Here is a 13,213-nt window from a genome sequence, read left to right on the forward strand (position 1 = left end):
TGTGCGATTCTGGTAGTGGGTGCCCCGATCTTGTCGGTACCTGCCGCATGGACGGGAGGTAGGTAGCGGAGATGCCTCATGACGGCCGTGCCCGGGCCGGAGTCACGGAGCTGCGGGCATCCGAGGTCGGCGCCGCAGACACGGGTTCTCCGCCTCCGGTGCCGGAGGCCGCTGTGAGCGACCGGACCCTGACCTTCGCCGGAGCGGCGCTGGCAGCGGTCTACGTGCCCGGGGCCAGGGCCGAAGAGCTCCGGTTGGTGGAAGCGGCCGGATACGCCACTTCCCAGTACGGGCTGCCGGAGCGGCTGCCCCTGTCCGGCGGCTCACCCGCGGCGCACGCCTTCCGCACCGACCGGCCTCTGTGGCTGAACGCCGCGGCACTCGCCTCCTACCCCGAGGGCGGGCCGACGCCGCCGCGAGCGGAGACGTCGCTGGGTGCGCTGCCACTGAGGGCGGGGGCCAGGCGACTGGGCTGCCTTGTCGTCGTGGGGCATCCCGAGGTCGGCTTCGAGGCCGAGCAACGGAGCTTCCTGGAGCGCTACGCCGACGCGATCGCGGGCCTGCTCCAGGCCGGGAGCGGCCGCCCCGCGCCGTCGTCGCTCCTGAGTCCCGCCCTGCGGAGTCTGCGCGTCGGCACTTTCGTCCTGGTGCCCGACACCGGCCTGATCGAGGCGGACGAGACTCTGCTCGAGCTGGTCGGGATCGCGCCGGATGACTTCGACGGCAAGGCCGACACCCTGATCGCGCATACCCTCCCGGAGGACGTGCACGCGCTGATGTCGGTCCTGGAGCCGTCCGGCCAGGCGTTCGGCCGTCGGGACCTGGAGTTCCGTGTCCGCCGCCCCACCGGCGAGATGCGCTGGCTTAGCCTGATCTGCAGAGTGGCGGCCACCATCGATGACCGGCCGGAGCAGGTGCTGGGCCTGGTGATGGCGACCTCGGTCCTTCGCCGGAGCGCCGACGACGTTGCCAGGATCCAGTGGCTGACCGCCGCACTCGACGATGCCGCGACCGTCGGTGACGTCGGCATGGTGGTGGTCACCGCGCTGCGTGAGCCGCTGGGCGCCGACCGGGTGGCGCTCGCCGAGTTGCAGGACGACCGGCTCACGGTCAGCGTGCTCGACCCGCCGCAGCCCGACGCCTGGCCGGAGATATGGCGATCCGAGTGGCGCTCGGAGTGGCCCGACGCACCGGTCAGTGCCTTGCCCACTCTTCAGATGGCTCTGCGGGACGGACGTATGGATTTGTGGCCCGCCGGCACGGCCCTCGAACCCGGACTGGCAGGCATCGGCACCGGAGGTCTGGCCGTCCTGCCGCTCCCTGCCAAGGGCCGGGTCGCCGGCGTGTGCCTGGTCGGCTGGGACCGGCCGCACGAGTTCGTCCCCGAGGAGCGGTCCCTGCTGACCGCCACCGCGGCGCTGGTCGGGCAGGCCCTCAATCGTGCGCACGCGTACGACGCCGAGCAGGAGCTCGCGACAATGCTGCAGCGCAGTCTGCTGCCCCGGCGCCTCCCCGAGCTGCCCGGGGGGAAGGCCGTCGCCCGCTACCTGCCCGCCAGGCGGGGGCTGCAGGTGGGCGGTGACTGGTACGACGTCATCGCCCTCTCCGAGGATCGCGTGGCGCTGGTCATCGGGGACGTACAAGGACACAGTGCCGGAGCCGCGACGATCATGGGCCAGATGCGTACCGCGGTCAGGGCATACGCGGTGGAGGGCCACCCGCCCGATGTGGTCCTCTCACACGCCAACCGCCTCCTCGTCGGTATGGAGACCGACCTGTTCGCCACCTGCTGCTATGCCGAACTGGACATGGACGAGGGCAACATGCTGTTCGTCCGGGCCGGGCACCTCTCACCGCTGGTACGCCATCCCGACGGCAGTACCGAGGAAGTGCAGGTCGAGGGCGGCCCTCCACTGGGCATTCTCGCGGAGGCGGAGTTCCCCATGACCGCAGTCGCACTGCCCCCCGGCGCGGTACTCGCCCTGGTCACCGACGGCCTGGTCGAGGCCTCCGACCTGCCTCTGGACGAGGGCATGCTCCGGACCCGCGCCGCGCTCGCCGCGGCCGATCCGGCGGATCCGGGGCGGATGGCCGACGAACTGCTCGGCGACGTCGGCCGTCGTGAGGACGACGTGGCGCTGTTGCTGCTGCGCTACGACGGCATGGAGACCCGGCCCATACGGGCCGGCTGGGCGGTGTGGCGGCTGCCCGACGCCGTCATGCACGCCCGCCGTTTCACGGCGCGCACTCTGCGTCGGTGGAAGGTGCAGGAAGTGGCCGACGCGGTGCTGCTGGTCGTGTCCGAGCTGGTCACCAATGCCCTGGTGCACACTCAGGGTGAGGTCCGCGTCGACCTGATGCTCCGCGGGGGCCGGGTGCGAGTCAGTGTGAACGACGCCTCGCCGCGTGCGCCCGCCAAGCCGGTGATCGTGGACTGGGAGGCCACCGGCGGCCGAGGCCTGGTTCTGGTCGAAGCGGTGTCGGAGTCCTTCGGCACGGTGCCGGTGGCCGGCGGCAAGCAGGTGTGGAGCGAGATCGCTGTGCCGCCGCGCGAGCCGGCTCCCGCGAACTCGGGGCCCGGAACGGAATGAGGGGGTCTGGTGTGAGAACCCGTACGACCCACATGTCCCGCAAGGCCCGTATGTCCCGTAAGTGGCGCATCGTCGCGGCGCTCGTAGCGGGATTCACGGCGATGTCCCTGGCCGCCTGCGGCGGGGACGGCGAGGCGGGCACCGACAGCTTCGCCGTCGGCCTGCTGCTGCCGAACCGAACGACCCCCCGCTGGGAGAAATGGGACAGGCCGCTGATCGAGCAGCAGCTGAAGGAGCGGTGTCCCTCCTGCACCGTGGAGTACGCCAACGCCGAGAACGACGTGGCGAATCAGCGGCAGCAGATGGTTTCCATGATCACCAAGGGGGTCAGGGTCCTGATCCTCGACCCCGCCGACACCAAGGCGCTCCGCTCCTCGATTCAGGAGGCACGCGAGGCGGGAGTCCCGGTCGTCGCCTACGACCGGCTCGCCGAAGGTCCGATCTCGGGCTTTGTCAGCTTCAATGGCGCGCAGGTCGGCAGGCTCCAGGGTGAGGCGCTCCTGAAGGCCATGGCCGACAAGGGGAACGACGGGAACGTCGTCATGATGAACGGCGATCCGACCAGCGCCAACGCGGCGTGGTTCCGGAGGGGCGCGCTGTCGCTTCTCACCGGCGAGGTGAAGATCATCAAGTCGTACGACACCCAGGGCTGGAGGTCGGAGAACGCCCACGCCAACATGTCCGCCGCCATCGCGGCCCTTGGCCCGGACCGGATCGGCGGCGTCCTGGCGGCCAACGACGACATAGCCGCAGGAGTCATCTCCGCTCTCAAGAGCGCCCGCGTCAAAGAGCTGCCCCCCGTCACCGGCCAGGACGCCGATCTCGGCGCCGTGCAGCGCATCGTCAAGGGCGAGCAGTACATGACGGTGTACAAACCCTTCGGGACTCAAGCCGCCGCGGTCGCGGCCATGGCCGTCGCCCTGGGGCGCGGCGAGGACGGCCGCGACGTCGCCACGACGACTTTTGACAGCCCCACCACCAAGAACATCCCGTCCGTCCTGCTCACTCCGACGGCGGTGACGGTCGGCAACATCGAGCAGACACTCGTCAATGACGGCGTGTACACCATCGACCAGATCTGCGTCCCGGAGCTCCGGCGCGCCTGCGACAGGGCCGGACTTATCCGCTGACTTTCGGAAAGTAGACCTTCGGGAATCCGCCGAGACTGGCCGGCTACTCGCCTGATGGTGCGGTCAGTGTGAACGTCTTGCCGCCCCGCTGAAGGACTTCGGCGCCCTCGTTGACCGCACCGCCCAGATGAACCCGACGTCCGCGCGCAGCTGCGGCTACGGCTTGCGTGCCACCCCGCCGAAGCTGTCGACCTCCTGAGGTTCCGCCGGTTCCTGCGGCTCGTCCGACTCATCCGCGGGGCGCCACTGGGCGACGGAGACCAGGCCGGGATCGAGGAGTTCCAGGCCTCCGAAGAAGCGGGCGAGCTGGTCGGGGCTGCGGTTGGTGCGCGGGTTGTCGCTCGCCTGGTTCCACTGCTCGACCATGGCGCGCATCTCCTCGGGATGGAACACCTCGGTGCTGTCGCAGAACACGAGGTGGCTGCCGGACGGCAGGGCGTCCAGCAGGCGCTCGACGATGCCGTACGCACTGTCGTCGGGTACGTGAGCCGCGATGCCCAGCAGCATCAGCGCCATCGGCTGCTCGAAGTCCAGCGTCCGGGCGGCGCCTTCCAATATGGCCGCCGGGTCGCGCAGGTCCGCGTCGATGTAGTCGGTGGCGCCCTCGGGCGTGCTGGTCAGCAGTGCCGTGGCGTGGGCCAGCACGATGGGGTCGTGGTCCACGTACACGATCCGCGCCTCGGGGGTGATCCGCTGGGCGACCTCATGGGTGTTGTCGAACGTGGGCAGTCCCGTGCCGACGTCGAGGAACTGGCGGATGCCGACCTCACCGGCCAGATACGTGACGGTCCGCTTGAGGAACGCCCGCTGGGCCCGGGCGATCTGGACGATCTCCGGGTTCACCTCGCGGATCTGGTCACCGACCTCGCGGTCGATCTCGTAGCAGTCCTTGCCCCCGAGCCAGTAGTTCCAGATCCGCGCGGAGTGCGGCACGCTGCTGTTGATCAACGGAACGTCATGAGGCATGGGGCATCTCCGAGTTGGCCTGAAGGTACCGCCCAAGATTAAGCCGGTGAGCGGCGTACGTCATCGGTTGCGTGATCTTCCCGGCAACGTACGGTCCACAGTGGGAGTTCCGTATCCCGGCGACTGCCATCGCCGGCTCAGCGACGCCGCCGCAAGGTGAAGGCCGCGCCTCCCGTGATGAGCACGCCCGCCGCGCCGCCCGCCACGAGGGGCAGGGCGGTACTCGCACGGTCATCGACTACGGAGTCCTCGGAGGACACCGCTTCACCGCGCTCGCTCGTGACACCCGCCGGGGACTCGGCGGTCGTGCTGGTGACGATCGTCGACGACTTCGCGGGAGCGCCGGCGCCGTCCTGCGCCCCTTGCGCTGCGGCGGGCCAGGCGGCCCACACCGTGAGCAGCAGCGGAGCCACTCCGACGAAGGCGGCGATGCGGCGGTGTGCGGTCATCCGTCGGGTCCTCCTTGGCACGGCAAACGGGTCGGCCCGCTGTGCCATGGCTGTCAGCCACGGCTGCCGGCCGCCCCGTTGTCTCCGTGAAGTACGAGGCCCGCGCGCGATCCGTTCAACTCCCGCCGACAGCAGGACCGGTCACCAGCACCACCTCGAGGGTGCGCGGACCGTGCACCCCCTCGACCCGGTCGAGCTCGATGTCACTGGTCGCCGAAGGGCCGGAGATCCAGGTCAGCGGGCGTGTCGGGTCGAGACGCGGGAGCGACTGCGGCACCGAGGAGACGACCTGTTCCGGTACGCGTACGACACAGATGTGGTGATCCGGGACAAGCGTGATGCGGCGACGGCCCTGATCCGGGCCACCGTCCAGCACGATCGTGCCGGTCTCGGCGATGGCCACCGCGCATGCCGTGATCACGCTGTCGACCTGGTCGAGTTCGTACGGTGTGCTCTCGGAACGGTCGGGAACGCGCGTGACATCGGTCGCCGCCAGCCACTCCGCATCCAGGCCCGGCGGCACGGCCACCGACGTCGAGCCCCGCCCGGCGAGCAGCCCGGCGATCAGCGCCGCAAGACCGTCGGCCTCGCAGCGGTGCACGATCGCCCGGTAGTCCGCCAGGTTCTCGGCCAGCAGATCCACCGTCTGCTCGACACTCCGGTCTCCGTGCTCGGGCAGATAACCCCGGTCAACGGCCCGCTCGTACGGCGTGTCGTCCTGTCCCACGTCCGCCAGCGCGCGGCGCACGCGGCCGAGGATCACATCCCTGGTACTCACTTGGCGTCCTTCCTGCCGTTCCTTCCGCCCTGCGTACGCTGCCACCAGTCGCGGAACGGTTCCGACGGCACCGTCGGCAGATCGCGGGTCGCGCTCCACGCACTGCCGGGGCCCGGCAGCGTACGGGGATGGAAGCGGCGGCTCCGCGACGCCAGCCGCTGGCCGGTGCGCAGGGCACCGGGGTGGCTGAACGCCCAGCGTGCCGCGCGCATCGCGGCCCGTTCGGCGGCGTGTCCCTTCGCGGGCTTGAGGACGACCTTGTTGCCGTCCCTGGTCACCGCACCTCCCTCGACGACCCGCTCCCGCAGATGCACGAGCACCTCGGGGATGTCGATCGCCACCGGGCACACCTCGTAGCAGGCGCCGCACAACGAGGAGGCGTACGGCAGGGAGGCGTCGATCTCGCTTGCGGTACCCCTCAGTTGAGGGCTGAGGATGGCGCCGATCGGGCCCGGGTACACCGAGCCGTACGCATGGCCGCCCGCCCGCTCGTACACCGGGCAGACATTGAGACACGCCGAGCAGCGGATGCAGCGCAGGGCCTGGCGGCCGACCTCGTCGGCCAAGGTGTCGGTGCGGCCGTTGTCGAGCAGGACCAGGTGGAAGGTCTGAGGGCCGTCCGCGGTCCGGCTGTCCGTCGTGCCCGTCCACATCGAGGTGTACGGGTTCATGCGCTCGGCCGTCGAGGAACGGGGGAGTGTCTGGAGGAAGACCTCCAGGTCCTGCCAGGTCGGCACGATCTTCTCGATGCCGACGACCGAGATCAGCGTCTCGGGGAGGGTCAGACACATACGGCCGTTGCCCTCGGACTCGACGACCACCATGGTGCCGGTCTCGGCGACCATGAAATTGGCGCCGGAGATGCCGACCTTGGCGCGCAGGAACTTCTCGCGCAGGTGCAGACGGGCGGCCTCGGCGAGTTCGGCGGGGGTGTCCGTGAGCCCTTCGGGGGCCGGGCGGCCCCACTCGCTCATCTCGCGTGCGAAGATCTCGCGGATCTCGCCGCGGTTGCGGTGGATCGCCGGGACGAGGATGTGGGACGGCCGGTCCTTGCCCAACTGCACGATGAGCTCGGCCAGATCGGTCTCGTACGCGTGGATGCCCTCGGCCTCCAGCGCCTCGTTGAGGCCGATCTCCTGGGTGGCCATGGACTTGACCTTCACGACCTCGGTCTCGCCGGTCATCTTCACCAGGTCGGCGACGATGCGGTTGGCCTCGTCCGCGTCGGCCGCCCAGTGCACGATGCCGCCCGCCGCCGTGACCGACTCCTCCAACTGCACGAGATACCGGTCGAGATGACGGAGCGTGTGGTCCTTGATCTGTTTGCCCGCCTCGCGCAGCGCCGCCCAGTCGGACACCTCCGCTACCGCCTTGGCACGCTTGGCGCGGATCGTGTGCGTGGCATGTCGCAGGTTGTCGCGCAGGGTCTGGTTGTAGACGGCTTCGTGCGCGGCCTCGGGGAAGGCCGGCATACCGACGAAGGTGCCGCTCATGTCAGGGGCTCCTCTTCCGTGCTCGCCAGGATCTCCGCGATGTGCACCGGCCGCATCTCCGTTCTGAGGCGGGCCATCGTGCCGCCGATGTGCATCAGACAGGAGTTGTCCGCGGCACACAGCGCGTCCGCGCCCGTCGACGCGGCGTTACGGACCTTGTCGGCGCCCATCGCCGACGAGACATCGGAGTTCTTTACGGCGAACGTGCCGCCGAAGCCGCAGCATTCGTCGGCGCCGGGAAGCTCCCTCAGCTCGAGGCCCTTGACCGCCTGGAGGAGCCGGCGCGGACGGTCGCCGAGGCCCAGGCTGCGCAGACCGTGACAGGTCGGGTGATAGGTGACGGTGTGCGGGTAGTACGCGCCGACGTCGGTCACGCCCAGGACGTCCACGAGGAACTCCGTGAGCTCGTATGTCTTGGGCACGACCGGTGCGAGCGTGCGCGCGAGGGTGTCGCCGCGACCTTCCGCGCGGGCCCGCTCGCCCATGCGCGGATACAGCTCCCGGACCATGGCGCCACAGGAGCCGGAGGGCGTCACGATCGCCTCGTACTCCCCGAAGACATCGGAGAAATGCCGGGCCAGTGGCTCGGCTTCATGGCGATAGCCGGTGTTGTAGTGCGCCTGCCCGCAACAGGTCTGGCCCATGGGGAAGTCGACGTCGACGCCCAGCCTGGTCAGCAGTTTCACCACGGCACGGCCGGTTTCCGGATACAGCGTGTCGTTGACACAGGTCAGGAACAGGGCGACACGCATCGCGGCTCCTTGAGGTCGATCATCGGATGGATGCAGGTTACGACGTGGAGGCGCCGGCGGGGAGGGGGCCCGGCCCACCGGGCCCCCGTTCGGCTGTTCCGGCTCACCGGGCGGTGAGCCGGGCCTCTGCCGCACGCCACGCCGCCGTGTCGCCCCGCGGTTCGTACCGCTCCAACGGCTGCGTACGAGCGAGGAGTTGCCGCATCGCCGTACGGTCGCCGACCAAACCGTCCGCCCGTGCCTGGACGAGGACGTTGCCCAGGGCGGCGGCCTCCGCCGGGCCCGCCACGACCGGGAGGCCGCAGGCGTCCGCCGTCAGCTGGCACAGGAGGGCGTTGCGGGTGCCGCCGCCGACGATGTGGACGGTGTCGACCGGGTGGTCGGCGAGGGCCTGGGCCTCGGTGATCGCCCGGCGGTGGGCGAGGGCGAGCGAGTCGAGGATGCAGCGCGTGATCTCGGCGGGGGACTCGGGCACGGGCTGGCCCGAGTCCCGGCACGCGTCGGCGATCCGTGCGGGCATGCGGCCGGGGGCCAGGAACGCCGCGTCCCCGGCGTCCACGACGGACCTGAGCGGCGGGACGTCGGCCGCCGCGCGCAGCAACTCGGCCAACTCCGGGTCCCCCCAGGCCCGTAGACACTCCTGGAGCAGCCACAACCCCATGATGTTCCGGAGATAACGGACCGTGCCGTCAAGGCCCAGCTCATTGGTGAAGTTGGCCGCCCGGCCGGCCTCGGTCAGCACGGGCGCGTCCAGCTCCAGGCCCGCGAGCGACCAGGTGCCCGTGCAGATGTACGCGAAGCGCTCTCCGCCGGTGGCCGGGACGGCGGCCACCGCGGACGCCGTGTCGTGCGAACCGACCGTGGTCACCGGGACCGGACCGGTCAGCCCGGTCTCCTCCAGGACCTCGGGGCGCAGGAGGCCCGCCGGATCTCCGGGCCGCCGCAGCGGTGCGAAGAGCCCGAGGTCGATGCCCAGGCGCGAGGCGACGTCGTTGGCCCAGTCGCCGGTGCGCGGGTCGATCAGCTGGGTCGTCGAGGCGTTGGTGAGCTCCGTGCCCGCCTCGCCCGTGAGCCAGTACGTCAGCAGGTCAGGGATGAGCAACAGCCGCTCGGCGTGAGCCAGTTGAGCCGACTCGCGCGCCGCCGCCAACTGGTACAGCGTGTTGAAGGGCGCGTACTGGAGGCCCGTCCGCGCATACAGCTCGTCCGCCGGAACCGTCGCCCACACCTTCTCCGCGACACCCTCGGTGCGCGTGTCGCGATAGTGCACCGGGTTGCCGAGCAGCGCCCCGTCCGCGTCCAGCAGCCCGTAGTCCACGGCCCAGCTGTCGATGCCGACCGAGTCGACCTGCCCTGCCGTACGCAGACCGTCGAGGACACCGGCGTACAGCGCGAGGATGTCCCACCGCAGCCCCTCGGGGGTGCGCACCGGCCGGTTCGGGAAGCGGTGCGCCTCGGTGAGGCCGAGTGAGTCCGGCCCGACGCGGCCGACCATGACGCGCCCGCTGGACGCGCCGAGGTCGACCGCCGCGTACGACTTCACTTGAGCCGAGATCGGAGCCGTCATCGCAGGAAGGCGGCGGCGACGCCGGCGTCGACGGGGATGTGCAGACCCGTGGTGTGGGTCAAGTCCCCACCGGTCAGGGCGAATACGGCGCCCGCCACATGCTCCGGCAGAACCTCCCGCTTGAGGATGGTCCGCTGGGCGTAGAACTCGCCGAGCTTCTCCTCCTCGATGCCGTAGGTGGCGGCGCGCTGTGCGCCCCAGCCGCCCGCGAAGATGCCCGAGCCGCGCACCACTCCGTCCGGGTTGACGCCGTTGACGCGGATCCCGTGCTCGCCCAACTCGGCTGCCAGCAGCCGGACTTGATGCGCCTGGTCGGCCTTGGTCGCCGAGTACGCGATGTTGTTGGGGCCCGCGAAGACGGCGTTCTTGGAGGCGATGTAGACGATGTCGCCGCCCAGGCCCTGCTGGGTCATCACCCGGGCCGCCTCGCGTGAGACGAGGAAGGAACCGCGGGCCATGATGTCGTGCTGGAGATCCCAGTCCTTCGCCGTCGTCTCGAGCAGAGGCTTGGAGATGGAGATACCGGCGTTGTTGACCACGAGGTCGACCCCGCCGAAGGCGAGCACCGCCGCCTTGAAAGCCTGGGCGATCTGCTCCTCGGAGGTCACGTCGACCGTGACGGACACGGCCTTGTCAGGGCCGCCCAGCTCCTCGGCGACCTGCGCGGCCCCCTCGGCGTTCAGGTCCGCGACCACGACACACGCGCCCTCGGCCGCGAGCCGCTGCGCGATCGCCTTGCCGATTCCGCTGCCCGCACCCGTCACCAGCGCGACCCGCGTGGCGAGCGGCTTGGGCTTCGGCATCCGCTGGAGCTTGGCCTCCTCAAGGGCCCAGTACTCGATCCGGAACTTCTCCGACTCCTCGATCGGCGCGTACGCAGAGACCGCCTCGGCCCCGCGCATCACGTTGATCGCATTGACGTAGAACTCGCCGGCCACCCGCGCGGTCTGCTTGTCCTTGCCGAAACTGAACATGCCGACACCGGGCACGAGCACGATCGCCGGGTCGGCGCCGCGCATAGCGGGGGAGTCGGGCAGAGCGTGGCGCTCGTAGTACGCGGCGTACTCCTCGCGGTACTCGGCGTGCAGCTCCTTGAGACGGGCGATCGACTCATCGACGGAAGCGGTCGGCGGCAGGTCGAGAACGAGCGGCCTGACCTTCGTCCGCAGGAAGTGGTCGGGGCAGGAGGTGCCGAGAGCCGCGAGACGCGGGTGCTCGGCGCTAGCGAGGAAGTCGAGGACCACCCCGGAGTCGGTGAAGTGACCGACCTGCGGACGGTCCTGCGAGGCGATGCCACGGATGACCGGCGCCAGCGCAGCCGCACGCTCCTTCCGCTCGACGGAGCCGAGAGCCGCGTATCCCTCGATCACCGGCCCGAACGGCTCAACCTTGCCGCGCTCGGCAAGGAACGCCTCGGCGGTACGGATGATGTGCAGCGAGTTCCGCTCGCACTCCTCGGAGGTCGCGCCCCACGCCGTGATCCCGTGCCCACCGAGGACGCACCCGATGGCCTGGGGATTGGCCTCCTTGACGGCCGCGATGTCCAGCCCGAGCTGGAACCCGGGCCGCCGCCACGGCACCCACACCACGGTGTCCCCGAAGCACTCGGCGGTCAGCTTCTCCCCGTCGGCGGCACACGCGAGCGCGATACCGGAGTCGGGGTGGAGGTGGTCGACGTGGGCCGCGTCCACGAGCCCGTGCATGGCGGTGTCGATGGAGGGAGCCGCACCGCCCTTCCCATGCAGGCAGTAGTCGAACGCGGCCACCATCTCGTCCTCGCGCTCAACGCCGGGGTACACCTCGGTGAGCGCCCGCAGCCGGTCGAGGCGGAGAACGGCCAGCCCCGACTCCTTCAGGGTGCCAAGATCGCCACCAGATCCCTTGACCCACATCAGCTCGACGTCGCCGCCGGTCACGGGGTCGGTGTCAGTGCCCTTCGCGGAGGCGTTGCCGCCGGCGTAGTTGGTGTTACGGGGATCGGCGCCGAGCCGGTGAGAACGGGCGAGGAGGGCATCGGCTTCGGGGTGGGGTGCCATGGGTGTGATCAGTCCTTACGTGATGTTGTCAGCGGAGGGTGAGTGGAGCGCCCCTCCAGGGGCGCGGGGCTGTATCAATGTGCGGCTCCGCCGCGATGGGGGTCCCCCGCTCGAGCGAATTCGAGAGTGGGGGAGCGACCAGCCACAGACGGCCCGCAGCCCGCAACGGTCCTTACTCGGCAGACGCGATACAGCCGATCACGCCCCCCAGCCGGCCTGCTGACCCCCGACCCTCTCCTCAGCGATCTTCGAAGCCCACCCAGACCGGCGGTACGCCCTCATGGGGTCGGGGTCCAACCCCATCTCCTCGCGCAGCTCGCGCAACAACGGCCGCACGTCCGTGTTGTACGCATCCATGAGCACGGCGTTCGCCTCAAGAACGTCACCCGACCGCTGCGCGGAGACAAGAGAGTCGCGGTCCACCAGGAGCGCCTTCGCCGTGGCTTCCTGCACATTCATCACCGACCGAATGATCGCCGGAATCTTCGCCTCGATGTTGTGACACTGATCGAGCATGAACGCGACGTCGGGCGTGAACCCACCCCCCCGAATCACCTCGTACATGATCCGGAACAGCTGGAACGGATCCGCCGCCCCCACCATCAGGTCATCGTCGGCATAGAAGCGCGAGTTGAAGTCGAACCCACCGAGCTTCCCCTCGCGCAGCAGCGTCGCGACGATGAACTCGATGTTGGTGCCGGGCGCATGGTGCCCGGTGTCCACCACGACCTGCGCCTTCGGCCCGAGCTTGAGGCAGTGCGCGTACGCCGTACCCCAGTCCGGAACGTCCGTCGTGTAGAAGGCGGGCTCGAAGAACTTGTACTCAAGAAGCATCCGCTGGTCGTCACCGAGCCGCTCGTACACGGCGGCCAGTGCCTCCGCGAGCCGGTCCTGGCGCTCGCGAATGTCGTCCTGGCCGGGGTAGTTCGTGCCGTCCGCGAACCACAGCTTCAGGTCCTTGGACCCTGTGGCGTCCATGATGTCGACGCACTCGAGCAGATGATCAAGGGCCTTGCGCCGCACCGCCGCGTCGGCGTGACAGACGCTGCCGAGCTTGTAGTCGTCGTCCTGGAAGGTGTTGGAGTTGATGGTGCCGAGCTTCACGCCGCGGTCCTGCGCGTACTTGGCCAGCGCGGCATAATCGTCGACCTTGTCCCAGGGGATGTGCAGCGCCACGGTCGGCGCGACGCCCGTATAAGCGTGTACCTGTGCCGCGTCGTCCAGCTTCTCGAAAGGATTGCGCGGGACTCCGGCCTGCGCGAACACCTTGAAGCGGGTCCCCGAATTCCCGTACGCCCATGACGGCGTCTCTACGGCCTGGGTCTTGAGGGCGGCCTTCACCGCGGCGAGCTCGGTCACTTCGGGACTCCTGTGACTTCGGGTCTGGAAGACGTCTTCTGAAGGGTGCCTGTCTGAAACGATTCAGAACGCGAAGCTATGAGCCGTCCGAA

General features: G+C 69.8%; 10 protein-coding genes. 2 read left to right on the top strand and 8 right to left on the bottom strand.

The genetic code is table 11. From position 1 onward, the window contains the following. The first annotated feature begins 71 nt into the window (after positions 1-71). Together ACGFNK_RS22345 and ACGFNK_RS22350 are read left to right on the top strand one after the other, a co-directional pair. Positions 72-2,591, top strand: a complete 2,520-nt coding sequence (locus ACGFNK_RS22345) for a SpoIIE family protein phosphatase (RefSeq protein WP_393418394.1) — start codon at positions 72-74, stop codon at positions 2,589-2,591. 11 nt (positions 2,592-2,602) lie between these two features. Further along, positions 2,603-3,721 carry a sugar ABC transporter substrate-binding protein gene (locus ACGFNK_RS22350; RefSeq protein WP_393418396.1) on the top strand — a complete coding sequence of 373 codons (1,119 nt, stop codon included), beginning with the start codon at positions 2,603-2,605 and terminating at the stop codon, positions 3,719-3,721. A 156-nt stretch (positions 3,722-3,877) separates the two neighbouring features. Here ACGFNK_RS22350 and ACGFNK_RS22355 read toward each other — a convergent pair whose 3' ends face one another. The 8 genes from ACGFNK_RS22355 to rhaI form a co-directional block, all read right to left on the bottom strand. Continuing rightward, positions 3,878-4,687, bottom strand: a complete 810-nt coding sequence (locus ACGFNK_RS22355; RefSeq protein WP_393418398.1) for an SAM-dependent methyltransferase — start codon at positions 4,685-4,687, stop codon at positions 3,878-3,880. A 137-nt stretch (positions 4,688-4,824) separates the two neighbouring features. Then, positions 4,825-5,136: a hypothetical protein gene (locus tag ACGFNK_RS22360; RefSeq protein ID WP_393418400.1), complete on the bottom strand. Its 312-nt coding sequence runs from the start codon at positions 5,134-5,136 to the stop codon at positions 4,825-4,827. A 115-nt stretch (positions 5,137-5,251) separates the two neighbouring features. Then, on the bottom strand, positions 5,252-5,914 hold the full coding sequence (locus ACGFNK_RS22365; RefSeq protein WP_393418402.1) for a lactate utilization protein C: 663 nt from the start codon (positions 5,912-5,914) through the stop codon (positions 5,252-5,254). Continuing rightward, entirely contained in the window at positions 5,911-7,407 is a 1,497-nt protein-coding gene (locus ACGFNK_RS22370; protein ID WP_393418404.1) for a LutB/LldF family L-lactate oxidation iron-sulfur protein, read from the bottom strand. The genes ACGFNK_RS22365 and ACGFNK_RS22370 overlap by 4 nt, the downstream gene beginning before the upstream one ends. Next, complete coding sequence (locus ACGFNK_RS22375; RefSeq protein WP_344397393.1) at positions 7,404-8,159, bottom strand: (Fe-S)-binding protein; 756 nt, start codon at positions 8,157-8,159, stop codon at positions 7,404-7,406. Before ACGFNK_RS22375 ends, ACGFNK_RS22370 begins: the two co-directional genes overlap by 4 nt. Before the next feature lie 103 nt (positions 8,160-8,262). Beyond that, entirely contained in the window at positions 8,263-9,726 is a 1,464-nt protein-coding gene (locus ACGFNK_RS22380; protein WP_393418406.1) for a rhamnulokinase family protein, read from the bottom strand. Beyond that, positions 9,723-11,762 (bottom strand): bifunctional aldolase/short-chain dehydrogenase, encoded by a 2,040-nt coding sequence (locus ACGFNK_RS22385; RefSeq protein WP_393418408.1) that lies wholly within the window; start codon positions 11,760-11,762, stop codon positions 9,723-9,725. Before ACGFNK_RS22385 ends, ACGFNK_RS22380 begins: the two co-directional genes overlap by 4 nt. A 198-nt stretch (positions 11,763-11,960) precedes the next feature. After that, the gene (rhaI, locus tag ACGFNK_RS22390) at positions 11,961-13,121 is read right to left on the bottom strand and encodes an L-rhamnose isomerase (protein WP_393418410.1); all 1,161 of its coding nucleotides are present in this window, start codon (positions 13,119-13,121) and stop codon (positions 11,961-11,963) included. Positions 13,122-13,213 lie beyond the last annotated feature (92 nt).

Origin of the sequence: Streptomyces sp. NPDC048825, assembly GCF_043198355.1 — a bacterium.
Classification (GTDB): Bacteria; Actinomycetota; Actinomycetes; order Streptomycetales; family Streptomycetaceae; genus Streptomyces; species Streptomyces xiangluensis.

Bases quoted from the DNA above. Each gene is read 5' to 3' on its own strand.
- ACGFNK_RS22345 (WP_393418394.1), top strand. From the start codon at position 72: ATGCCTCATGACGGCCGTGCCCGGGCCGGAGTCACGGAGCTGCGGGCA.
- ACGFNK_RS22375 (WP_344397393.1), bottom strand. From the start codon at position 8,159: ATGCGTGTCGCCCTGTTCCTGACCTGTGTCAACGACACGCTGTATCCG.
- ACGFNK_RS22355 (WP_393418398.1), bottom strand. From the start codon at position 4,687: ATGCCTCATGACGTTCCGTTGATCAACAGCAGCGTGCCGCACTCCGCG.
- ACGFNK_RS22380 (WP_393418406.1), bottom strand. From the start codon at position 9,726: ATGACGGCTCCGATCTCGGCTCAAGTGAAGTCGTACGCGGCGGTCGAC.
- ACGFNK_RS22360 (WP_393418400.1), bottom strand. From the start codon at position 5,136: ATGACCGCACACCGCCGCATCGCCGCCTTCGTCGGAGTGGCTCCGCTG.
- ACGFNK_RS22385 (WP_393418408.1), bottom strand. From the start codon at position 11,762: ATGGCACCCCACCCCGAAGCCGATGCCCTCCTCGCCCGTTCTCACCGG.
- ACGFNK_RS22370 (WP_393418404.1), bottom strand. From the start codon at position 7,407: ATGAGCGGCACCTTCGTCGGTATGCCGGCCTTCCCCGAGGCCGCGCAC.